The organism is Spirosoma validum (assembly GCF_014699035.1).
Classification (GTDB): Bacteria; Bacteroidota; Bacteroidia; order Cytophagales; family Spirosomataceae; genus Spirosoma; species Spirosoma validum.
Genome location: NZ_JACXAA010000013.1, coordinates 66,005 through 90,095 on the forward strand (window position 1 = coordinate 66,005; position 24,091 = coordinate 90,095).

Annotated in this window: 21 protein-coding genes, 1 tRNA gene and 2 pseudogenes; 18 read left to right on the forward strand and 6 right to left on the reverse strand. The window is 46.3% G+C overall.

Going from position 1 to position 24,091, the window contains the following annotated elements; all coding sequences use genetic code 11:
• Positions 1 to 14 precede the first annotated feature (14 nt).
• From IC230_RS27070 to IC230_RS34865, 11 genes and pseudogenes are all read left to right on the forward strand, one after another.
• Positions 15 to 857 (forward strand): hypothetical protein, encoded by an 843-nt coding sequence (locus tag IC230_RS27070; RefSeq protein ID WP_191042197.1) that lies wholly within the window; start codon positions 15 to 17, stop codon positions 855 to 857.
• Positions 858 to 876: 19 nt separating this feature from the next.
• The gene (locus IC230_RS27075) at positions 877 to 1,293 is read left to right on the forward strand and encodes a hypothetical protein (RefSeq protein ID WP_191042198.1); all 417 of its coding nucleotides are present in this window, start codon (positions 877 to 879) and stop codon (positions 1,291 to 1,293) included.
• Positions 1,294 to 1,305: 12 nt separating this feature from the next.
• Positions 1,306 to 1,878, forward strand: coding sequence for a hypothetical protein (locus tag IC230_RS27080; RefSeq protein WP_191042199.1), 573 nt, complete (start codon positions 1,306 to 1,308; stop codon positions 1,876 to 1,878).
• Positions 1,879 to 1,941: 63 nt separating this feature from the next.
• Positions 1,942 to 3,579: a collagen-binding domain-containing protein gene (locus IC230_RS27085; RefSeq protein ID WP_191042200.1), complete on the forward strand. Its 1,638-nt coding sequence runs from the start codon at positions 1,942 to 1,944 to the stop codon at positions 3,577 to 3,579.
• A gap of 56 nt (positions 3,580 to 3,635) precedes the next feature.
• Entirely contained in the window at positions 3,636 to 7,268 is a 3,633-nt protein-coding gene (locus tag IC230_RS27090) for a T9SS type A sorting domain-containing protein (RefSeq protein WP_191042201.1), read from the forward strand.
• An 832-nt stretch (positions 7,269 to 8,100) separates the two neighbouring features.
• The gene (locus IC230_RS27095) at positions 8,101 to 8,736 is read left to right on the forward strand and encodes a DUF4304 domain-containing protein (RefSeq protein ID WP_191042202.1); all 636 of its coding nucleotides are present in this window, start codon (positions 8,101 to 8,103) and stop codon (positions 8,734 to 8,736) included.
• Positions 8,737 to 8,880: 144 nt separating this feature from the next.
• Positions 8,881 to 9,456, forward strand: coding sequence for a hypothetical protein (locus IC230_RS27100; RefSeq protein ID WP_191042203.1), 576 nt, complete (start codon positions 8,881 to 8,883; stop codon positions 9,454 to 9,456).
• A gap of 472 nt (positions 9,457 to 9,928) precedes the next feature.
• Entirely contained in the window at positions 9,929 to 10,237 is a 309-nt protein-coding gene (locus tag IC230_RS27105; RefSeq protein WP_191042204.1) for a transposase, read from the forward strand.
• Positions 10,238 to 10,308: 71 nt separating this feature from the next.
• Entirely contained in the window at positions 10,309 to 10,575 is a 267-nt protein-coding gene (locus IC230_RS34185) for an IS3 family transposase (protein ID WP_223860884.1), read from the forward strand.
• Positions 10,576 to 10,757: 182 nt separating this feature from the next.
• Positions 10,758 to 11,075: pseudogene (locus tag IC230_RS34190) on the forward strand (transposase); the annotation flags it as partial.
• Entirely contained in the window at positions 11,041 to 11,193 is a 153-nt protein-coding gene (locus IC230_RS34865; RefSeq protein ID WP_394355508.1) for an IS3 family transposase, read from the forward strand. The pseudogene IC230_RS34190 and the gene IC230_RS34865, both read left to right, overlap by 35 nt.
• 67 nt (positions 11,194 to 11,260) lie before the next feature.
• Here IC230_RS34865 and IC230_RS34870 read toward each other — a convergent pair whose 3' ends face one another.
• Together IC230_RS34870 and IC230_RS34920 are read right to left on the reverse strand one after the other, a co-directional pair.
• Positions 11,261 to 11,755, reverse strand: a complete 495-nt coding sequence (locus IC230_RS34870; RefSeq protein WP_394355509.1) for a helix-turn-helix domain-containing protein — start codon at positions 11,753 to 11,755, stop codon at positions 11,261 to 11,263.
• A gap of 46 nt (positions 11,756 to 11,801) precedes the next feature.
• Positions 11,802 to 12,248: pseudogene (locus IC230_RS34920) on the reverse strand (transposase); the annotation flags it as partial.
• A 444-nt stretch (positions 12,249 to 12,692) separates the two neighbouring features.
• Here IC230_RS34920 and tnpA point away from each other — a divergent pair.
• The 4 genes from tnpA to IC230_RS27135 all read left to right on the forward strand — a co-directional run bounded on the left by tnpA (position 12,693) and on the right by IC230_RS27135 (position 16,668).
• A complete protein-coding gene (gene tnpA, locus IC230_RS27120) occupies positions 12,693 to 13,037 on the forward strand; it encodes an IS200/IS605 family transposase (RefSeq protein ID WP_394355512.1) in 345 nt (114 codons plus the stop codon).
• 1,365 nt (positions 13,038 to 14,402) lie between these two features.
• Positions 14,403 to 14,807, forward strand: a complete 405-nt coding sequence (locus IC230_RS27125) for a hypothetical protein (RefSeq protein ID WP_191042205.1) — start codon at positions 14,403 to 14,405, stop codon at positions 14,805 to 14,807.
• A gap of 325 nt (positions 14,808 to 15,132) precedes the next feature.
• Positions 15,133 to 15,738 carry a hypothetical protein gene (locus IC230_RS27130; protein ID WP_191042206.1) on the forward strand — a complete coding sequence of 202 codons (606 nt, stop codon included), beginning with the start codon at positions 15,133 to 15,135 and terminating at the stop codon, positions 15,736 to 15,738.
• A 564-nt stretch (positions 15,739 to 16,302) separates the two neighbouring features.
• Positions 16,303 to 16,668, forward strand: a complete 366-nt coding sequence (locus IC230_RS27135) for a LytTR family DNA-binding domain-containing protein (RefSeq protein WP_191042207.1) — start codon at positions 16,303 to 16,305, stop codon at positions 16,666 to 16,668.
• A 373-nt stretch (positions 16,669 to 17,041) separates the two neighbouring features.
• Here IC230_RS27135 and IC230_RS27140 read toward each other — a convergent pair.
• The 3 genes from IC230_RS27140 to IC230_RS27150 form a co-directional block, all read right to left on the reverse strand.
• Positions 17,042 to 17,113: transfer RNA gene (locus IC230_RS27140), tRNA-Arg, on the reverse strand.
• 365 nt (positions 17,114 to 17,478) lie between these two features.
• Complete coding sequence (locus tag IC230_RS27145) at positions 17,479 to 17,706, reverse strand: hypothetical protein (protein ID WP_191042208.1); 228 nt, start codon at positions 17,704 to 17,706, stop codon at positions 17,479 to 17,481.
• Positions 17,694 to 18,077 (reverse strand): hypothetical protein, encoded by a 384-nt coding sequence (locus IC230_RS27150; protein ID WP_191042209.1) that lies wholly within the window; start codon positions 18,075 to 18,077, stop codon positions 17,694 to 17,696. Before IC230_RS27150 ends, IC230_RS27145 begins: the two co-directional genes overlap by 13 nt.
• Positions 18,078 to 18,202: 125 nt before the next feature.
• On the opposite strand from IC230_RS27150, the gene IC230_RS27155 reads away from it, so the two are divergent.
• From IC230_RS27155 to IC230_RS27165, 3 genes are all read left to right on the forward strand, one after another.
• Positions 18,203 to 18,892, forward strand: a complete 690-nt coding sequence (locus tag IC230_RS27155) for a 3-keto-disaccharide hydrolase (protein WP_191042210.1) — start codon at positions 18,203 to 18,205, stop codon at positions 18,890 to 18,892.
• A gap of 28 nt (positions 18,893 to 18,920) precedes the next feature.
• Positions 18,921 to 21,791 (forward strand): PVC-type heme-binding CxxCH protein, encoded by a 2,871-nt coding sequence (locus IC230_RS27160; RefSeq protein ID WP_191042211.1) that lies wholly within the window; start codon positions 18,921 to 18,923, stop codon positions 21,789 to 21,791.
• Between the two features lie 102 nt (positions 21,792 to 21,893).
• Positions 21,894 to 23,156 carry an FG-GAP repeat domain-containing protein gene (locus tag IC230_RS27165; RefSeq protein ID WP_191042212.1) on the forward strand — a complete coding sequence of 421 codons (1,263 nt, stop codon included), beginning with the start codon at positions 21,894 to 21,896 and terminating at the stop codon, positions 23,154 to 23,156.
• A gap of 74 nt (positions 23,157 to 23,230) precedes the next feature.
• On the opposite strand, the gene IC230_RS27170 is transcribed toward IC230_RS27165, so the two are convergent.
• Positions 23,231 to 24,091, reverse strand: coding sequence for a hypothetical protein (locus tag IC230_RS27170; RefSeq protein WP_191042213.1), 861 nt, complete (start codon positions 24,089 to 24,091; stop codon positions 23,231 to 23,233).

Consider the following 24,091-nt stretch of genomic DNA (forward strand, 5'->3'; position numbering starts at 1 on the left):
TATTTCTGTTGCCGATGCATTTTATTTACAAACTAGCTGCGCTCAGTCTTTCACTAATTGGAATCAGCAAGCCTGTCAATGCTCAGTTGCAGTCGCAATCGACAGCGCCCTACGTCATTATTAAGACAGGCTATGGTTTTCCGGCCAGTCCTCAGAAAATCAATGAAGCCGAGGTAAATGTAGGTAATGATACGTTCACATCGGGTATATACGGTTCCTATGCGAAAGGAGCCAATTTTAGCCTGGGTATAGGCAAGATGCTAAACTCGACACTCGGCCTGGAAATCAACGCCCAGTATCTGCTGGGCAGCACCATCCGGGCAGACTACTCCAGTGACCTGGACAGTGTATCGGGGTTTCAGACCGACCGTATTCGGGGACTGGTATTTACGCCCTTTGTTGTGATTCGGAATAGCGGAGACTTGCTGTCTATTTATACCAAGCTGGGTTTGGCTATTGCCGCCGTTTCCAGTCGTTCTGAGTATCAGGAATCCCGGTTTATGTTAGATGGTAAACCGTATCAGATTGTCAGTCAGGCCAGTGAACCTTCACGCGCAAAAGTGGGATTTGCCGCCTGCTTTGGCTTGTCGTTTCGGGTATCGGAGAAATTTTCCCTGTTTGTCGAGGCCAACGGACAAATTATGTCGTTGCCCATTTCCCGGGGGAACTATACTAAATACGAGGTGAATGGCGTGAACGCACTACCCACAATGACAACGAGTGATAAATCCTGGATTTATGAAAAAGCGGGCTTTCTGGAAACCGTTCCTGAAAAATCCAGCCCATCGACCAAGCTTTACAACCCGGCTTATTTCTCTTACGTAGGCCTGGGCATTGGTCTGACCTATCATTTATAATAACTAATCCATAAACTGTATGAACCGTATTTATGTACTCGTCTTACTTATCCTTTTCCAGACCAGTTGCAGTCCGCATATTCAGTACGTTGGCCGGACCTATCAGCCCACGGAAGAGGTTGATACGTATTTCAATCCCGCTGATATCAAGCGTGAGTACGAAACCATGGGGCGTGTTGAAGGGATTGCCGGTATGCTTTATAATGAATACAGCGATATTCAGGAGGCAATTATTAAGGTAGCCAAGCATAAAGGAGCCGACGGTGTACTGATTTATAACATGGGCAAACGTACACTCAGTCAGAACACAAATTCATCTACACGAATAGGTAATGGTACGGACATATTCGGTAAGCAAACCACTGTTACTACGTCGAGTTCGACAAACGCCGTTACGCAAAACACATTGCAGGCCGATTTCATCAAGTATAAGTAATCCGTACTAATAATGAACGAATTTGCTCACACGCGCATGATGCTGGGGTTCGTTATGAGCTTCTGTATTGCCCAGTTGATGCGGGGTGTTTCCAGGCTTATTGTTCACCCGGCCCGTAGTCGGCCGTATGCTGTGCATCTGCTTTGGGTATTTTATATTTTCCTGGACATTGTCTTTTTCTGGTGGTGGGAATATCAGCTTAATAAGGTCAGTCGCTGGACGTTTCTGCTGTACCTGGTGGTGATTCTATACGTCGTTCTGTATTGCCTTCTGTGTTCATTGCTTTTTCCGGAAGACATCCAGGAGTACCAGGGATATAAGGGATATTACTACGCCCGACGCCAATGGTTCTTTTCGCTTGTGGCTGTTACGTACCCGATCGATGCGCTGGACACGTATATGAAAGGTGGCACGCATATGGCCAGTTTGGGCATCGGTACTGAGTACTTCGTGCGTATGGGTCTTTACACGCTCCTTTGTTTAATTGCCACCCGGGTAGCGAATGAACGCTACCATGCTATGCTGGCCATTTTGTTAACCGGGGATACGATAGCCTGGATTCTAAAGTATAATCAGCTTCTTTAACCCAACCGCCCGCCGTTTCAATACATCACTCCTCTTCACTAAACGTATCCTAATCTGAACAATATGCTACATTTTTTACCAACTACTTACTCCAGTAAGCGACTTTATAAGCTAGTTCATGCGGTACTTACCTACATGGGCGTATCTACCTTAGCCCTGGCCCAAAATCCATTGGCCCCCGCCGGGAAGTTCAATGCCTTTCTGGCCACCAATGCCACACTGGTTACCAATGAAAGTGAAGGGGCCATTGCGCTGGGGGGAAACCTGACGGTAGCCGGTAACTATCAGGTCGCCATCAAAGGCAACGCCACCGCCTTTACGGTCAATGGCTATCCAATAGGATTGGTTGTTGGCGGAGGAGTTATTCTGCAAAGTGGTCGGCTCCAGGTAAACAGCAATACCTACGCCAAAATTGGTCTCTGCAACGGCAGCCCAACCACTGACGCCTTAAAAGTGTGGTATCAGGACGGAAATGGCCTTTATTACGACGTGCCACCCAATGGTGCCTATTCGACGATTCGTATCACGAAATCGACGGCTCGTTACGATGATACACCGGTTATTCAAATTAATAAAAATGCTACACCTTCTACGGAAACCACTACACCCATCTGCCAGGGAAACGTCATTGATTTCAGCAGTGCCTTTGCGACCCTGACGAAAAATTCGGCTCGGCTGGCGCAGAATGCAGAGCGTATAAAACTGATGAATGGCAATGGCCAGCCTATTGCCAGCACCAATTTACCGAACCAGGTAAAAATCGGTTTGTATGCGGGAACCAACGTCTGGAACGTAACGGGTACCGACTTAAACCGGATTCAGAATCTTACTTATGTTGACAGCCCTTCAGCGGATAAAGTGTTGGTTATTAACGTCGATGCCGCCGGTTCGTATACTTGGAATACGCCGAGTCTGGGTGGCGTGGGGGGCAGCAATGCGCCGTATATTCTCTGGAATTTTTACAACACGACCCAGTTGACCATCGGGGGTAACTCATCGATTGAAGGCAGTCTGCTGGCTCCGTTGGCGGCTATTACGAAAGGTCCGGTTCAGGCCAATAACCAAGCCAATATAGAAGGGCAGGTGGTGGCTCAATCGTTTGCTCAGTCGGGGGGCGAACTCCATGATTTCCCGTTCAATGCCGATCTAACTCAGGCGTTACCTGTACGGCTGACCAGCCTGACCGGAGACGCTTTCGACAAGACCGTACAGTTGAGCTGGGAAACGGCCTGGGAGTCGAACAGCGATTACTTTGCCATCGAACGTAGCACGGATGCCCGGGAATTTGCTACGGTAGGTCAGGTACAGGCCAGGGGTGAGTCCGGCAGCCGCCAGCGGTACAGCTTCGTTGATGATCAGCCTTTATGGCCAACCGGCTACTATCGGCTCCGCATAGTCGACAAGGATGGTTCAGTAGAATACTCACGAATCCTGGCTGTTTCAATGGACCATCCCGATCCCGCACTTCGTCTGGTCATGAATCCGGTTACAGATCAACGCATTCAGGTACAGCTTCATAACATCCCGGCTTCGGATTTACAGTTGATCAATAGTCAGGGGCAGTTTGTGCCAGTCGAACTGACGGCTGTTAGTCAGGATATAATCAGCTTAAAACCCCTACAGCATCTGGCAGGGGGAATCTATTTTCTGCGTTATCAACAAGGGACGACGATTCGTTCATTACGTCTGCTTGTTCGGTAAATCACCTTACCTGAAGCAAGCTTAGTCAACTATCCCAAGCATAAATCCTTACCAGTATGGGCACCTATAAATTAACAGGCTATCTAACGGCCATCCTGCTGACTGTTTTTAGTTTAGTCAACAGCTTTGGTCAGCAACTTCAGGAAGACGACCCCTCGGTGTTTGATTTTGGCAGTTCCCAACAGATGCTGCACGGTAATTTCAGAGGCTATGATTATGTAGAAAGCTGTAATCAATCCAGTAAAATTGTCTCAATTAAGTACAAAGACTATATCTATGTTGCCTGGATAGGGAGCATAGGCAGTGTGAATGTAGCGTGTTTGGGAAGTACCCACCAGAAAGAACTGCTTCAGCCGGGTAATGCAAATCCGAATGTGTATCATGGCTATCAGGATACGCTGGGTGGCTTCGCCTATGCTAATTATGTACCCACGATGGCGGTGTATGAGGATAAGCTGTACATTTTTTATAATCGCCAGAAGGATAATCAGGTAAAGTATCTGGCTATTACGCAGGAAGGTACTGTTACCATAGCCGAGCGCGGAGATTTGCCCGGTTCCCCGACTGATCTGGTTAATATTGTTGCCTATCCATTGCCGGAGGTCGACGGGCTCATTTTTTTTGGAAAAGGGGCCAACGATAATCACATCCGCACTTACGTGGTTGGAAAAAAGCTAAACTATTTGCCATATACTAAATATAGTACGTGGCGACAAATTTACGATCAGACCCTGAGTGATCAATGTGTGGGAAATGTGAGTCTCTGTGAAGTCAGTGGGGGCAGACGGCTGGTTGCCTGGACGGGTACTGATTCTCACCTGAATACCGCCTTTCTGGATTACGCTAATAATTATGATTTTGTGCTACTGGATAAACATACGCACACCGACCATAGCTCCCACATTGACGGGCCGCTGCTTTTTCGAAAGGAGAACGCCGACGACACAGACGTTCATATTCTCTGGCGGGGGGTGAACGACGATACAAAGATTTATCAGGGGGTCATTAACCCAGACAACAAAAATACGTTTGGTCAGTTTGCCATGGAGTCTAAAATTGTTACCACCAACTTTACGCCCACGCTCATTTCGCTTAATGAAATGACTACGTATATGTTCTGGCCAGCCGCAACCGCTTCTGATCCTCCGTATAATACCAGATATACTATTATGATGGCGAAAGGATTCGATTACAAGCGTCAGGACTGGATGGGTACACTAACTAAGGATGAACACACGCTCAAAAATCTGGTGCTGCCGGGTAGCCATAACGCCGGGATGAATGATGCGACCCAGATATCGGCCTTTCCCACATTCTACAAAGCCCTCAATATTCCCGATTTTGGAGCCTGCAATGAGTGCGGATTTGTTACCCAAACCCTAGATATCAAGGAGCAGATGGAAATGGGCTTTCGCTATTTTGGTATCAATCTGACTAACGCCCATTATACTCCAAACGATATTAGAAATAACCCTTATTACGATGATGAGAACCTGCTGCACACATCCGTCCAGCCTGTTGACCACGGGATGTCGACATCGACCTGCCTGGGCGAAGGTTTTGAGAATATTCTGAAAAACGCGCGCGCTTTTCTGCACGACCATCCCAAAGAGTTTATCATTATTAATATTAAAGATACGAATTTCACTGAAACGTCGACCACTTCCATTGTCGATGACATGAACGCCATATTACCCAAGTTTAAGGATGTGATTTACCAAAAGACCTATGAAAAAACATTTGCCGATCTAATCAATCAACCCATTGGCAACTTCAGAGGTAAAATCATTCTAACGGTTGCCGGTTCATCATTCGCCGATGTCGTACACCTAATCCAAGACGTTTTTGAGACAAGCCATGACAATCAGTATCGGTACGTTAATACGACCAATGCCAGCACGGATAAATTAATCCAAAATCAAACCAATTTTTTCAACAACGCATCCTATACCGGTTCATACAAACGTATGGATTGGCAAATTAGCCTTACCCTGGAGAAAGTACTCTGCGATTTGCGGCCCTATAACGCCTGTAAGGAAAGCCCCAAACCCGGTTTCTGGCACCATGTGATGCACATTGCTGAATGTGCTGGCGAACTATATGAAATGGGCGAGACGATTGTTGAGGCTATCGCGGAACCTGAAGATCCACGAAACGCGATCAAAATTGTAGGCTGGATTGCCAGTACTTTCGGGAACACAAGCCTTACGACGGTGCAGAACAACAACAAGCATCTTTACCCAACGGTGTACGATATGGTCCGGAACAAAATCATCCGGCAAAACAACATGGTCAATATCGTGTACGCTGAAGGGGTCGATTATCTCTACACCGATCTGTGTATGCAGTTGCTAACGGATTTTAACGAATACGATGACGTCAACCCGCACAACAATTACATTCAGGTAGCCAGCAGCCATGTTGGGGTTACCTGCGCTAATCCGAAATCGGGGATTGCATCAATCAGGGTAAAAGGCGGTGTCGCACCCTATACATACCACTGGCTATCGACTGGCGACACGACGGCCACTGTCACGGGCTTACCAGAAGGCTACCATAAAGTCAGAATCACCGATGCGATGGGTCATAAAGTTACCCGGAAAGTATACGTATCCATGCAGCCACACGCCCACAGCAGTCTGGCCTATTCGAACGTAAGCAAAACCGAAGTACAGCCTTACGGTCTCCCTAATCATTACGAAGCCGATTGCGATCAGCTCATTGCCAAAATTGAAAGTGATTATATGACCACGGGCGTCGGCGACAGCGTCACGGCCAGCGTATGGATCGACAAAAAACCGAACGGAGAATATGTCAGACGTCACTATCAACTCATGCCGGCAAAAAATGCAGCCGTTGCCACAGCCAGCGTAACGCTGTATTTCACTCAGCAGGATTTTGATGAGTATAACAGACAGGGAACGTTATACAAGTTACCGGCCAATTCCCAGGATTCAGCGCGAATGCGTAATCTGATAATCTGGCAGAAGCCGGGCAAGACCAGTGATGGAAGTGGATTACTGCTAACGTATACCGCCAAAAAGAAAGAAATCTTCCTCAAAACATCCGATGTGGTTTGGAATGAGGAAGCCCGCCGGTGGGAAGTTTCGTTTCACACCGAAGGCTTCGGCGGCTACTTTCTGGCGACCTACGATGTTCAGCAAAAAAACGAATGGTTGCGGGCCGACGCTTACGTAACAAGTGGAAAGCCATTAATTCAGTGGCAGGTAGCGGAGAAAAATATTCGTCAATATTACGTTGAATACTCCTTCGATGGACGAAACTTCGCCCAGGCGGGTTCGCTAGCCAGTTCGGGGATGGGCCAGCATACGTATCAGTTTTCGCATCTGGCTTTTCAGAAACCAACGACTTCATTTTCGCAGGAAATCGTTTACTACCGGGTCCGACAACTAGCTAACGACGGGCAGTTTTCACTGAGCGAAATCATGCCCGTCAGTTTGGCGGATTCGGAACGTCTGTTAGTTTACCCCAATCCGTTTTCAACCGAGTTATCGATTCTGAGCAGTATCGAAACAACAGCCGCTATCTGTGATATAACCGGTAGAGTTATTTATAATGCTACGTTACAGAAAGGCAAAAACCAGATTTCTGTTGCCCTTTTGCCACCAGGTTTTTATATCATTAAAACGGCTAGTGGCGAATCGCATAGGCTGGTGAAGGCTCCTTAATTTTGGGTATCTTGGCCTAATTGCAACCGAACTTTACCTTCATATAATTCAAAGTAGCAAAGTCTCAACAGACTTTGTCCATGTAACCTCTCCAAATTATGATATTGTCAAATAAAGACAATATATGTGATAATTAGTTACTAGAGCTTTTGAGAAATTACCCTATCGTCCTGGTTCATAACCAAAAGTTAGTTCATCTTGGCAGTGGCTCGAATGGAAATAAACTGTAAATCGTTTCTGAACGGAGTATTATAAAATGCCCGTTTTAGCTCGATTTTCGAAAGTTTAAACAGGTTCTTTGTCTTACATTATGTAGTACTTAACCTATAAGTGATTATATAACTGTGTCAGAATCATATTATGAAAATATTACTCGTATTCTTGATGAGCATAGCTTTGCTCAATCATCAAGCCTATAGCCAAGCTCGAGCAATCAGTAAAATCTATATATTTAACGCTACTCGAAGCTTTCAACCAGCTATCTCAGCTTAGTCGGCCTTAGAAATAAGAGCAACTGGAAGAATTGGATATACATTGATTGAGACAGATATGGATAGTTTAGGGTTAATAAGCCCTGGTGGGCAAATGGTCTATCTGTTAGTAGAGCCTGGTAAGACATACTATTATGGTCATGGGACCGGCAGTTTTTTATATCATGAACTCTCCCTTAATGCCTTTTGGCTCTCGGTAGCCGCAGAGAGTCGATCCTATCGCCATTACTCCATTACTAAGAAATCAGGCGTTGTCGAATTAAAAGAAGACAATCACTAACAAAATGCCATTAATAGAACAAAAAACATAGGCAGTATTATTTCGAAATAAGCCCGTAAATATGGCAGCTACTGAGTTGATTTCTAGTTTCGAAGGATTACTAAAAGATACTGTTCATCCATTTTTTAAAGAATTAGGTTTTAAGCGTAAGACAAAACATTGGGCACGACAAACTAATGATATTGTACAAGCCTTTAACGTGCAGAGAGGCTTGTATAGCTCTTATTACAATAGTCTTTCGTTTACACTTAATATTGGTTTCTACAACGAGCAGATATTTCGTGAAGTGTGGAATCGAGAAGATGTTCCTATTTTTCCCAAATACTATAGCTGTCCGTTAAACTTTAGATTAGGGATCGTTTCGCATCAGGGTGACCATTGGTATGAACTGAGTTCTCGCGTTTCAATGGAAGAGTTAAAAAACAGGCTTGCGAGTGATTTAGATCAGTTTGCTTATCCACTTTTCAATACCTGCCAATCCTTAGCGTCATGGTTAGTACTGTTAAGTCGGTACAGTATAAACCAGATTTGCCACAGTCCCATTGATCAAATCGCTGTTCTATGGAATTTGGGCTGTAAACAGGAAACGGCTGATCGGTTAAGATCCAGTTACAAAAAAGCTCGAGTTGCACCCATAAACCAGATATATGTTGACAGCATTAAGCGACTTGCTTTATTGTATAACATTGGCCTATAAATGTATTCGCGAAAGTGCGAAAGACCCAAAGTAATTGTAATACAAGTTGTATAAATTAGAGAATAAGATTTCACGTACCAAACTACGTTTATTAGAAAAATTTTATTACATAATGCCACTTATACAACAACTCTTCTCGGCGAAATGAATATGAAAAACTCTTTTTTGTTAACCCTAATAACTTGTGTTGGCTTCATTCAGTGTTCTCCAGATAAATCTGTGAATCCTATTGCTGTAGTTGAGCGGGAACAAGTTAGTAGCCAGCTGATGAAGGAGCTAGCTCCTCAACTCACGGGTACATGGACAATGGAACAACTTCAAATCAAATACCTAAGTACCACCGGCCAAAATGAAATTAACATCAGAAAGGATACTACCCTAACCAGTTTTGCTACCTTAACACTGGCCCCGGCTTTGGTACAAACTGACCCTACTCGTGGTCGCTATGAGGGTAGTATTCAATACGCTCGTAAAACCTATCCAGTCCGTTTCGATCTATTAGCTGGCCCTTGGATTTATAATAAGAAGGGGCCTAAAGCTTACTTTTTGCTTGAATATAATTTTCCAGTGGGGTATTCAGCTCCTACCGAAAAGGAGGCCTACTTCCTGGAACAGATTGGTTTACTACTAGAAACTTTTGCACTAGATACTACTACCGGAGCCATGACTTGGCAGGGTTTAAATAGGGGAATTGAGCAAATCGATTTTGTCAAAAAATAGTATTGTTCCAATGTTCAGGAGCCTATAGATAACAAGCTGTTTATTGATTATTTTCCTTTACATAATCGTAGTTATATAACCAAGCATGAGAAAGTACAAAATCTATCATTCGTAGCTTCTGATTACATCTTGTATTTTTTCGAGATTGATATTTGAGACGACGAGTTACTTAACCCCCTTAGTAGTGCTATGTATCGAGTATATTCAAGCTCACCATCCGTTAGTTCAATCTGGACTTCCTTAGAATACTGGCTCTTAAACCGCTGATTTGAGGCCAATGCCTCTTGGCCTGCCTCAATAGCCGATCCCGCCATCGCCTTTCTTTCACTAATTGACCAATAACTATCTAACCGAGTCAAGGCATGATAAAAAACCGTGACACTACTATTACCCGTTTTACTTAACAAAGTAGTATAATGAGTGAAATGGTCTAATTTATCGGCACAGTGAACTTGCTTAACTTAGCAAGAGCATGCAGAAACCAAGCAGACCCAAAACCCGGCGTAAGTATGACGCTGACTTCAAAAACGAAGCCGTCAAAATGTTGGCCAACGGCCAGACAGTCGCCTATGTTTCAAATGCGTTAGGTGTTTCAGAAAATCTAATTTACCGTTGGAAGAATCAGAACCAAGGGGTAAAAAAAGTAAGTAGTGAGCAAAGTGAGCTGGCACTGGAAAACCAGCAGCTCAAGGATCGAGTACGGCAATTGGAAACCGAGCGCGAGATCTTAAAAAAAGCCCGCCGGGCGGCCCCGTTGAGCATTTTCAGCCGACAGACCTGACGCTACACTATGAACTCATTTATGCACTGTCCGATACATTTACGGTCGAAATTCTATGTTCCGTATTGGGCTTGAGTCGAACCGCTTATTATCGTTACCAACGAGGAGATAGCTACAAACCAACAGTTGAAAAGGGAAATAAGCAGCAATTGATTGAACAGGTTTTTACTGATCATAAGCGCCGGTACGGGAGTCGACGGATTGTGGCTGAATTGAAAGAGAAGGGGTATGAAGTAGGACGGCATCAGGTGCGAAAACTTATGAAACTGGCTGGTTTACAGCCCATCCAACCTAGGTCATTTGTGCGGCAGCGGCCGACCGTCTCGTACGACGGATAGCACTCATGGGAAGGCTACTGGCCTAATCTTTTATTAAATCAACCCTTACCACAAGGGCCCAATTTGATTTGGCAGGGCCGCCTGTGCGGTGAGTGATATCACATATCTGCCATTGATCAACGGAGAATGGGCTTACTTGGGTAGCTGGATGGAGTGGTCCGCCACCGCGGCTATTCTCCCGGCGCATCGTGGGCTGGCGCGTCGATGAGAATATGGAAGATGAGTTGGTTATCATACCACTTCGTAACGCCTTACAATCACGCCAGCCCTCACCTGGCTTGATTACCCACTCGGATCGGGGTGGTCAATATGTATCAAATGATCTGCACGAGTTGATCAGTTTGTGGCACATCAGGCCCAGTATGAGTCGGGCCGACGATCCGTACGACAACGCTTTTGCCGAGTTATTCTGGAGCCGTTTAAGAGCGGAACTATTGGAAGGAGGAACGTTCTTGAATGTAGAGGATGCTCGAACTGAAATCTTCGACAGGGCCGCCTGAGCGGTATATTGAAATGTATTACAATCGAGTGCGCAAGCATTCGTCGCTGGGCTACCAAAGCCCTGAACAGTTTGAGAGCGAGTATTATACAAAACTTGCAAGTTCAGTGCGCCGCTAAGCCGGACCACCTCAGTATATCGTCAACCGAAAGTGGACAGATGCGGGTGAAAAGAGAAGAGATACTTTTAAGTACTTTGTAAACGCTGAAAAATATGATTTTTCCGGCGTTTCAGCATTGATAACTGCTTAGTTTTTTGCCGTTCGGCTACGATTTGCTCTTGGCGACCCCAGTAAGCATCAGCCGGACGTACATTCTCGAGTGATTCATGGTAGCGCTGGTGCGGGGCCGCCCGTGCGGTAAAGTCGGTTTGCCAAAGTTGATTGGGCGTCGTAGTGGGATTATAGAACTGATCAGCCGCTTCCATCAACCGATAAGCTGGCGTTGTAATTAAGCCCCTACTTTTCAGAATACGGTAAACGGTGGACTCCGATACAAACCAATGCTCATTATCAACAATATAGCAAGTCAATTCCCGACATGACAAATCGGGTCGTTCTAAGGCTAGTTCGACCACGCAGCCCTTCTCTGCGGGTGGCAGTTGGTTCCAAGCACTGATCCGCCGATAAGCTGGATCAGCTAAGCCAGCATAGCCACTCTGCAAATAGCGTTTGTACCGCACCGGCGGCCCGGCACTGATAAAATGTCGACCGATTAATACCTAACTCCTTCAGAGTAGCTTTAACGCGCAAAGGCGACTGTTCGACCAACGTGATGATCTCTATCTTTTCGGACTGAGCCATGGGGTGGTATCGGTTAATCGTCGGCCTTAAGCCGCGGTGGCGGATTTAATACCCGATTCTCCAGTCGGACCGCCGAAGCGGCTCAATTCAGCCACCAGTTGTTTAAGGGCTTCATTTTCGGACTTGATGGACTGTACTTCAGGTGCGGTAGCTTCCCGGGTCGTATCGCCTGCCAGTCGCTTTTTACCGGCTTCGAGGAATTCCTTACTGCTTCGGCAGTCCGATCCAGCGGTAATAAATGTTGGTATTGAGGCCTTCTCGCCGACAGATCTCGGCCACTGACTGTTCGCCCTGCAAGCCTTCCAGGACAATCCGGATCTTTTCTTCAGCTGTATACTGCCGTCGGGTTTGCCGCTGGATGTCTTTAATGATGGATAGGGCTGGTCTACGCTCAGCAGCAGTCGAGGAGTTGGTAGCGGAATGCTTAGACGGGGATGATTTGACCGATTTGGACATTACTCAGGTGATTTAGGTGAAACAATTTAGAAAATTGTCTCTTATCATTTTCACCCCTTTTGTCCACTTTCATTTGACGACGTACATTTGTAGTGAGGTAGTCGCTTCATTGAGTCTTCAATGCATTGCTGGATTTGGCTAAAGACCTCTTGATAGACCAGTTGTTGCTTCTGTTGGTAGCAATTAAGCATGTTTTGGCTGATGTGTTGGAGCGTCTCGTATAGCTGACGGAAGTGGGAATTGTCAAGGCTGGTTTGCTATAGCTTAAAGTCTTTAGCCAAGTTTATTATTGTTTTTACCATATTGTGGGGACACCCAAATACCGTTACCGTATCCTTCGAGAAGTAATTGCCGATATGGTTGAGTTGGACTGCGGATGCGGACAAAATACGCACAGTTTGTAGCTGGAAAGAAGTGGATGTTTTGGAATTGAATGTGCAGCCGGATCATGTGCATCTGATGTATTCAAGTCCGCCTAAGTACAATGTTGCTGATGTGTTGGGTACTATTAAAAGGAAAACGGCGATCAATATGTTTAAGGCGTTTCCCCGTTTAAAAAAGAAGCCCTACTGGAGAAATCATTTTTGGTCGCGAGGCTATTTTATAAGTACCATCGGGTTGGATGAGGACAAGATTCGTCGATATATAAAGTATCAGGATAAACAGGAATGGGCAAATGGGCGCCAAACTGACCTCTTTAATTAATTATCACCCTTTGGGGGTATTTTTTCACAAAGCCCCACCTCTGGTAGGGGATACTTTACAGTCAAATTATTAATTGTGTATCAAAAAAAGCCAAATAAATTAACAAAAAGGGAATTATGGATCGTAATAATAAGGGCGTTAACATACACGGGAAGACCTGAAAATGTATGCAACGTTACAAAGCCGATAGGAGAATAGTTGACTACCAACCAAGTATTTATGATCTAGATGACTACTTGGATGAGCCGAAAAGTAAATTTCGGTAGCAAAATTTACCCCAATCTACCTATTCCTATTAAGAAACCTAAATAACCATGCGGAAGCCTTATATGCTGCCCCAGTTAGTGCTTTCAGCCAAAAGTCCCTTAAATCGAACGAATGACCCTCAGCTAAAGGAATCGATCTCTCGCCAAGTTGCGAATAGCGACAATGGCTTCTTATTATGTCAAGTCTTCACTTAGTGGCGTCTTTAACCGAAAACCAAATACCTTTGAGCTTCGAATATTGTTTTGATCCTAAACCAGTCTGACCTTATTGTTGGGCTGGTTTTTTTCTAACTTATGACTGTTCGAATATTCGACCAATAGACAGGAGATGGATTAGTGGTGTGGGTTCATCAGGTGTAAATAGTTGAGGTGTTGATGTTAAATCCGTTCACCTTCCCAAACAAAATCTCCTTTGCAAGGTAGGACTATTACTGAACCGAAAAAAATATCTATAATGTTGGATCACAACTAGTTGTCTTTGTAGGTATAACTCCCCCTAAACCAGCTCTGCCATTAGAGGCATCGGCCCCCAAGCCTGAAGTTGACTTACCGTCTGGCCCAGTAAGGTGCAGCAATGGGCTTTGTGATAAAACGTTCGCACCTGAGGCCTTCGCTTGCTGGCGATCAGGTTGAGCCGACGAGGTCGTTAAAATGACGATTAGTGTATGCTAATAAATTGGATGTGCACGAAGTGGCTTTAACCCTTCAAAACCGTTCAGCCGAGGCATGTTTAAGTCCAGCAGAATCAAGGTAGGGCAGGACTCGCTTTGAGTCAGTGGGTCTAGTTGCGCCAGGCCATCATAAGCAAATTGTAACCGACATGCGGGCCTGTGCTGAACAAAGACTCAAGCCAGCAGGTAGCGGTCATTCTTGTCGTCATCAGCGACGAAAACGCAGGGCGAAATTCTTGGATTCACTCGTAGTTTGTTGGAGTAAGTTACGGCTGAGCAATAATAGATTGTTAACGGGCACAAGTTTAAACGGAATTCAGGAAAGCTTATTTGGCAATCCAGATAATGGTGCAAAACAAACCGCCCTATTCGGCGCTTATATAGGCCTATATGACAGTATGCTTCAGCAGGAGCTAATTCAATAAAACATGGAAGGCATTAAGGATTGGGTCGCCCTACTGGACGAGGATGAAGATGATTATTTATTCTGGCAGCATGGCTTTCGCTCCTGGGCTACGCATTTAGAGTTGCACTGGTTTAGTTCGGTTCACGCTTTTTTGTCAGCCGCAGCCCTGGGCAAGTCGAATCCCGTAGCGCTGGTGATAGATGGAGTCGTACCCCGTGGCGAAGAAAGCAAATGGCTCAGCACGATGCTGTTGCATCCAAGTTGTGAAAAAGCCTGTTTGATTATGTTGTCGGCTCAACTGGAAGAACCACAACACCAAACCTACCTAAATTTGGGGGCTACAGATCATTTGATCAAACCGGTTACCGTTGAGGAGTTAAAAAGTACCGTTTTACGAGTCAGTGGCCATATTGCAGATAAGAGATAATTCTGTCGTAACCTGCACGACTCAAACCGGTCTTCGGTTTTAAATACTTACTAGTGATCGGCGGCCGAGCTTTGGTCTAGTAGAGCGTATAGGCGCCAAAAAGCCCCGTATTTCGACCGAATATCTGTTATGTGGTGAAAGAAAAGAGAGCTTCTGTGACCTTAAACACAGTGCGGCAACTACGTGATTTTTAGGTGCATATGAACATCCTTATTGGGACAAAAATAAAAGAATTGTAGTCATAGGCAATCATCAAAAAACGCCCTATACTCATAAATAAGCCCGATCCTGCTAACATTTATACCTACGGCCTGGTTTTAGCGACATGCAGACACCAACTAAACCCGCCACCGGTCTTTCACTCAACGAGTCCAGTGGACGTGATCTCCTTCAGGCTTCCATTACTGACTACATCAAGTTCCTGCGCCGACAGCCCGCGGTCTGTGGCAGCGCCGAGCAACAGGAAGCGCTTTTAAAACACATATCCCAGGGACACGATTTAATCAAACTGGTCGCCAGTGAACGGCTTAAAATCACCCGACAGCTCGATAAGCAGAAACACGACTGGATGGAACTGGAAAAGCAAATGACTTCGCCCATTGAGGAGGCCATGAAGCCACTGAAGGATGCCATCGAGCACTATAACCGGGAGGTACTGCGGATACGGGAGCACCAACTGGCCGAAGCTGCGGAACAGGTCGATACGAATCCTACTGAGCAAACCAATTGGCTGACTCCTGACGTGGCAGTGGTGGCCATTCCCAAGGGCGTACAGATGAAATGGAGCTATGAGATTACCGATCCTAACCAGGTGCCTAATGGTTACTGGATTATTGATGAAGCGGCTATTAAAGGGGCCATCGCCGATGGTGCCCGGGAGATTCCGGGTGTACGGATCTATCAGGAGGCCGTGACTACATTTCGCCGGTAAGAAGAGTTTTAATATTTTGGTTAGATGAAAAAGCCTGGTGCTGATCGTGCCGGGTCTTTTTGTGTAGTCAGTTGCCATCACGTAAAAGCCTCACCGTCTGGCAGGGCTATTGATGTGATGAGGATTAACTACAAAAAGCTTGGTCTTCACGGACAGCCAGGCTACCGGAATTTGGCATAGATAGCGTGCATACGGGCTACAGCGGCAACGCTATTGAAATTGGTAATAGTGACACGCCAGGCATTGTTGTTATCCTTATCAGGGCCGATGTAGTTAGTAAAGATATTATACTGAGTTGCATCAGCGCCCCACTGACCTCCCCCTCCACCGATGAATTTACTTCCTGTTGAGCAGCCCTTTACAATACTGCCATAATTATTGTGAGAAAAGCGAGGGTTTTTTGAATTGATAAAGCTGGTTGATGCAGGGGTTGCCCACTAGGAATGTGATGGTGCGCCGAATGCTGTTATTGGCAACCGTCATCAGGCAGCTTGCTCACCAATGAATAAATCCGTACATAACTCTATTCCGTATGTCTACTACTCAGCAACGTGATTAGAAATTTTGAAGAGCATAGAATTACCCGGTTTTTCAACCCCCGTAGCAATCAGTTCCATTCTGTGGCTGCAAAGCGAAGCCAATTACACCCGAATCTATTATCTGGATAACACAAACGCCATTGTGACCAAACCAATCAATTATTTTGTCAAATATTCGGGGTTTGTACAGGTACACCGGTCAACTATGGTTAATTTCATGTATGTACAAGGATTAGTAAAAGACAAAAGATGTGTTCACCTTGAGCTATCAACCGGAAGAAGGCTGACGGTCTCGAGGCCTTATCAGCCTTTGGTCAATAGCTTGTTTGGGCTAAACGTTTTCACCCGGCAAGAAGAGGTTGAATTTTACGATGATTTGGGACGTATGTAAGAATAGCTTAATGGATAAATACAATGCCTCTTTAGCGCAAAATAAGTCTTGTTGCGGTCCTATCAAATCTAGACGTTTTGTCCTTACCCTGTTTTATGAGCCAGTTTTGACTGGAATTTAAGCTACTTGGCAGTCCTCAACCCTAAAGGGCCGCCCTGCTGTCTCGTTTTTCCTTTGTTTGTCAGTGAAATTTAGGTTTTTACTCTACTGTTCACTGGCTCATTTTTATGAGTTCAAAACATCCACATCCCAGCAAGATTGGTCTACCGAAGTATGAGCACAGCATATAAAGATGCTAGTACGATTAGGAAAGAAACCCAGGAAATGAAAAAAGCTCCATGCAGAGCGTGCAGGAGCTTTTTAGATAGGTTCGTGGCCTTATAGGGACTCGAACCCCAACCAACAGTTCCGAAGACTGTGATGCTATCCATTACACCATAAAGCCAAGGCTGTAAAGGTAGGGATAATTCTGCAGTTTTATCAATAAAATAAGCTATTCGCTATGCCAGGGCGACCGAAATGATCATTTTACTTTATAATTGAAAAAACGCCCGGCTCAAGCTGACCGGGCGTTTGGGATTCTATCCACACCAACGTAAGCCTGCTTTTTGGCAGGACTTACCGCTCATGATATACTGATTTACAGCTCATTCAGGCTATTGATCAAGTTAACCGGCTCACAGGATATAAGAGGTCGGTGAACGTATAATACCCTTATTGCTGAAAACATTCCACTTTATCCGCGTCGGTGTAGGTCTGACTCTCAGGGGCCCTAACAATACTGCACTGCAATTGATCGTGCCTGTGATGCTACCCTGAGCCAAAACTCAGTTTGTTGCCTCCCGTAATAGGTCGAGTGGTAGTCAAAATATAGTAGGCAACATCACTGCTAAAACTCCAACCACTGTTCTGTACATCACGACCGCCCACACTGGTGAGCTCTCCTTCAAAGTTCAGCGCGGCTTTGGCATCTTTCGTGATCTTAACGGTAATGAGCCCGTTACTACTGATTCCATTAGTTTCTACTACGTCCACCATATGCTAAAAGGGAAGCACCATATACCAGCAAAGGTCGAGCGTAAAGCAGAGGAATCAGATCCGACAGTCGTAGAACTGATAACTGTGCAGCCATTGGCATCGGTAATCTTAATGGAGTAGATACCCGTACTCAGACGGGTGATATTGCTGGTGCCATCGCCGATAGGCTTGTCGGATGTTCTGTCGTAGTTATCGGCAGAGATTCCGTCAGTGAGTGTCACTGAGGCTGTACCGGTGCTGGCTCCTAATGTGCTTACATTGGTGTGGGTACTGGGTTGACTGATAGTAAAGCTGGCAGTCGTTGTAAAACCGGAGTAGGTAGCTGCCTGAGTGTTACCAGTCGCTGATCCATTGAATGAAATTTGCCCCATACTGACACTACGTATTGTCCGCTCGAGATAGTGAACTGAGTTGAAACGTGTCTCGAACGAGTAATAGGCATCCTTCCAATTCTTTATAGTAGACAAATTGGAATTTACCCAAAAAACTTAAACGGATGAAATCAATTTGGAATCATTCTCGTACTGGGCGATACGTATCACAACGGTTTCTGATCCTGCCATTTCTTCTGTATATTCAGATACTCAATGGGTTGGCGGTCTTTGCGCAGTCTTCAGGAAAAACGGAATCGTTATTTGATGGGAAAACGCTGACCGGCTGGAAGACCGTTGATCCGGCTCATGCGTCATTGTGGTTTGTTAAAGACAGTGTTATTCGAAGTGGTGACGGGGTTAAAAAAATACCGGAGAACACGTATCTACACACGCTAAAAGAATATGGCGATTTTGAATTTCGCTGTCTGTTCCGGTTGTCGGGCGATCCGTCAACGGGAATGATCAACAGCGGGATTCAGTATCGTTCGATTCTTGAGGGGAAAAAAATTATTGGGTATCAGGCCGACATGGGAAACGGCTATTGGGGCGATATTTATGATGAACACCGACGGGAAAAACTGGTTAGTGGCGATTTGAGAATTCTCAGGCGTATTCTTAAAGAAGATGGGTGGAACAGCTACATCATCCGCTGTAAAGGCAATCGCCACGAGCTGTATATCAATGGCGTAAAAACCTGTGACTACACCGAGCAGGATAGCAAGATTCCGAAGAAAGGCGTTATTGCCGTTCAGATTCACAGTGGAGGTGTTGCCCAGGTTGAATTCAGGGATCTGACGATATCCGAACTTTAATGCTGTAACTAATTGACGACTTACTCCTATGCTTAAATCCGATCTGCTCAACCCTTTCTCTTTTGTTATCCCCTTGCTGATCAGTACGTATAGTTTAGCTCAGTCCGCCAAGCCAAAGCCTGTTCAGGACACGGCGAAAGTTGACCGTGAATATGCGCTGGAAGCAACTATGCTGGGTTTCTTTGCAAAAGATGGCGCGCGTAATCCGACATTAAAAGCGAACAAAGGCGATCGGGTTCGCATTACGATTACTAACGGCGAGCTCATGACGCATGATATTGCACTGGAGAAACTTGGGCTAAAAAGCAAAACACTTCAGGAAAAGGGAACAAAGGCCAGCATTACGTTCAAAGCGGATAAAAGTGATACGTATTTCTGTACGGTGCCTGGTCACCGAGCTGCCGGCATGGTCGGAAATTTTGAGGTAGTAGAAGGCGCTGTCTTGGATGCGACGGTTGCCGGCCAACTGCCGATGAAGAACGGTCAGCCGCTGAACCTGAATGTTGAAACCGGTACGTTGACAGACTGGACCGCCACTGGTGAAGCCTTTGCTAACCCGATTTATGCTCAGGATGATCCGTCGCCGGTTCATGAAAAAGACATGCACATCGGTTTCGGTGGAAAGTATTTTCTGAGCAGCGGGGGAACGACAAACGCTAAACTGACGGGAACCTTAACCTCCGTTCCATTTAGGGTAACTCAGCCATTTGCCGCGTTCAAGGTTTCGGGTGGGGCTTTGCAGGATACGCGCGTCGAACTCGTACAGGCGGGTACGGATAAAGTCATTTTTCATAGTACCGGACAAGGCCGTGCTACGCTTCAGCCAGTGGTCGTCGATTTGCAACCGTATCTGAATCAGGATATTTTCATTCGGATCGTCGACAATGAGACGGGGATTTCGCAGATTCCATATATACCGAATGACAAATGGGCCCACATTAATTTTGATGACTTTCAATTTTATGCCACTCGGCCTACGTTCCCGAACGAACTGAAGCAGAAAGACATCATTATCCTGCCACCGCTAGACCCCGTACTGCATGCCGGACTTTCCGGTACCGAAGCCGCCAACGTAATGACGCTGCCCAAAGGCTTTAAAATTAAGCTGGCAGCCGCCGAACCGGATATTGTCAAACCGATTTGTTTCACGGTTGATTGGCGGGGCAGACTTTGGGTGGTTGAGTCGCATACGTACCCAGTTCCGGCACCGGAAGGCCAGGGTCGGGACCGGATTCTGATTTTTGAAGACACGGATGGGGATGGAACCCTGGATAAGAAGAAAGTCTTTATCGAAGGACTGAATCTGGTCAGTGGCATGGAAGTGGGCATGGGTGGTGTGTGGGTTGGTGCGGCTCCGTATCTGCTGTTCATTCCCGCTGATTTCAAGAATGATAAACCAATAGGTCCGCCCCAAAAACTGCTCGACGGCTGGGGGACGCAGGATACGCATGAAACCCTAAACAGCCTGCGCTGGGGGCCTGATGGCTGGCTGTATGGCACACACGGTGTCTTTACTCATTCAAACGTAGGAAAGCCGGGTGCGCCTGATTCCGAACGGACAAAACTAAATGCGGGTGTCTGGCGGTTCCACCCAACCACACACCAGTTCGAACTATTTGCTGAAGGTACCAGTAACCCCTGGGGACTCGATTTCAACGACTATGGCCACGCCTTCATTACGGCCTGCGTGATTCCGCACATGTACCACATGATTCAGGGCGGGCGCTACCAGCGGCAGGGTGGCAAGCATTTCAACCCGTACACCTACGACGACATCAAAACCCATGCTGACCATGTGCACTGGGTAGGGGAGCGGGGACCACATGCGGGTAATTTCCGGTCGGCTTCGGCAGGAGGGGGGCATGCCCACTCTGGAGCGATGATTTACCTTGGCAATAGTTGGCCACAGGAATACCGGAATGATATTTTCATGAACAATATCAACGGGGCGCGGCTGAATCAGGATCATCCGACCCGCGCTGGCTCAGGCTATCTGGTTACCCATAAACCGGATTTTTTAGCCATGAACGACTCATGGTCTCAGTGGCTGAACATGAAATACGATCCTAGCGGCTCAGTGTGGGTCATCGACTGGTACGATAAGAATCAATGCCACAGCCCAAACCCGGATGTGCATAACAAAACCATGGGCCGAATTTTCAAGATTACGCACGAAAACGACAAATGGGTACAGGTCGATCTATCCAAAGCGTCGGATATGGAACTGGTGAATTACCAGCTCAATGGGAATGAATGGTACGTACGACAAGCCCGCACGATTTTACAGGAGCGTGGCCCGAATAAGAAAGTGCACAAAGCGCTGAAAGAAATGCTGGCTAAAAATCCGGATGCGACGCGCAAACTCCGGGCCATGTGGGCACTACACGTAACGAAAGGCTTTACCGAAAAGGAGCTAGCGGATCTGCTTACTAACGAAAATGAGTACGTCAGAAGCTGGGCGATTCAACTCCTGGCCGAGAACAAAACCATTTCGCCGGAAACCTTAAAACGCCTGACAGCTTTGGCCCAAAATGACAATTCGTCGCTTGTGCGGTTATACCTGACATCGGCGATGCTACGGTTGGAGCCGGGTCAGCGATGGGACGTGATGGATGCACTTGTTCAGAAATCGGCGGATAAGGATGACCATAATCTGCCATTATTGCTGTGGTACGCTGCCGAACCATTGGCCACCGTCGATATGAAACGTGCTTTGGAACTGGCTCAAAAATCAAAAATGCCGAAGCACCTGCCGTATACGGTTCAGCGCATTGGGGCCATCGGTACGGACGAATCGAAGAAGTTACTGAAAGAACTGAATGATCGGGTGGGCAAACTCGAACATTCGCACGAGAACCACGAGCTTCAGGCTGTGATTGCCAAAGTGTTGGAAGAGTAAACAATAGCACCGGGTTAAAACCCGGCGCATTACATCTATTCTCATCATTTGCGCCGGGTTTTAACCCGGTGCTATCCTCAAACATAAACGGATCTGGTTATCATGAAAGCAAGAATTGATCTGAACAGCCGATACGTATTGAGCGGAGTACTGCTAGTCTGTTGCTTGACCAGTGCGTATAGTCAGGATAAATCGCTGTTCAAAGTGCGCCAGCAGCAGGCGTCCAATACAGCACAAAGAGCAGATGCCAAATCGGCTATTCTGTCCAATGACTTTAAAAAAACGGAAATCACGCGAGATTTTATCTCCGAAGGCGTTGCGGTGGCTGATCTGAATAAAGACGGAAAAATGGACATCGTTGCCGGTTATTACTGGTTTGAAGCCCCTAACTGGACACGGCATGAGATGGCTCCTTCTCGCGTGTATGACCCACGGAAAGAATATAGCGACTCGTTTTTGAATCTGGGAATGGACGTGAATCAGGACGGTTGGGACGATGTAGTGATTATTGATTTTCCCGGAAAGCCCGGCTTCTGGTTCGAGAATCCCAAGAAGGCTGCTGGCGAATGGAAAAAACACATTCTTGCTGATTCCGTAGGGATTGCCAACGAATCACCGGGATTTATCGACATCGATGGCGACGGCCGACTTGATATTCTTTGTGGCGACAAGGATAAGAAACAGATTGTCTGGTTAAAACCTCCGGTAAAACCTGGCGAAATGGAATGGCAACGCTTTGCCTTAAGTAAAGAGAACGTACCGGGAACCGACATATTTTCGCACGGAATCGGCTACGGCGACGTAAATAAAGATGGCTTCAACGACGTAGTGGTTCGGGAAGGTTGGTATGAAGGTACGACTGACAAAAAAGCCGGTAACTGGGTATTCCACCCCGCTAATCTGGGCGAGAATTGCTCGCACATGCAGATACTGGATGTGAATGGCGATGGTAAAAATGACGTAGTAAGTGCCTCAGCCCACGCATTGGGTATTTGGTGGCACGAACAGATCGTTGATGAGCAGGGACAGATCAACTTTAAAACCCATCTGATGAGTAACACCACCGCCCAAACCCACTCGTCGATTATGGCTGACCTGAACGGAGATGGTCGTAAAGATTACATTACCGGAAAGCGATTCCTGGCTCACCACGGCCGTGACCCCGGCGACAGTGACCCCGGCATATTGCTGTGGTTTGAATTCACGCCCGGTAAAGAACCGTATTATAAAGAACACATTATTGACAACGATTCAGGAGCTGGCCTGAACATTACGGTGCATGATATGAACGGCGATAAGAAACCCGATATCGTGATCGCTAATAAAAACGGCGTGTTCCTGTTTGAAAACAAGATGAAAAAATAGAAGTTAGGCTAATGCACAGGAGTGCTAAAATGGGTTGATTGCCAGTAGCGATCGACCCATTTTAGTCGGTTGTCTCACTGCTGAAAATAATCGATTTTATCGGCGTCAGCGTTGTTTGTCAGCTTGGCTTCCCGCACGGTTGTGGGCAGTATAATTGAACTGATTCCCAGTACTCCGCTCGTAGCACCAGGATTAAGCTTTCCTACCAGGCCAAAAGAGAGTTTGTCTCCAGCCGGAACGCTGTACCGCGTACTTAGTACGTAATAGTTCGCATCCGGTGCATTAAGTTGCCAGGCATTGTTCTGCACCGACCGGTTGTTAACTGACGTAGCCTCTTCTGGAAAGGTAAGACTGACCCTGGAATCCTTCGTAATCCTTACCGTAAACAGACCACTCGTCGCTACCGAATTAATCTCTACCACGTCAACCACGACACTAACATCACTGGTACCGCTAATTGTAGTCGGTCGGGCGTAGAGAATGGGCGTTAGGTCTGATAAGAGCGTTCCGGCCGATACGACAAACAAGTTTTTGTTCGCCAACGAATTTGATACGTAGTGCGTGGTGGTATTGACTGTGCTACCAGTCGTGAACGTAAGCGTTGTATTCGCTGTGGGCGCATAGGCTAGCTGAAGGTTAGATTCCGTAAAGCCGTTAAGCTCTTCAGTGAGGTAGTTAACCCCCGCCGTTCCTGAAAAGAGAAGGGGCGAATCGAACCGATAAAGCCGGTTAATACTCGGGCTTCCTGCAACAGGCGTCGTGCTTTTTTGAACACTATTGTTTGCCATAGTCAGCGTTGAGGTGGGCGTAAGTGTAAGACCATCAACTGCCAGGGTGGTAGCTGACAGAATGGTCATACCCTGGTTACCAACAGAAAGCTGCGCAACTGACTTAAGCGCGATCAGCAGGGCAAATGTGGTAAGGAAATAGTTCAT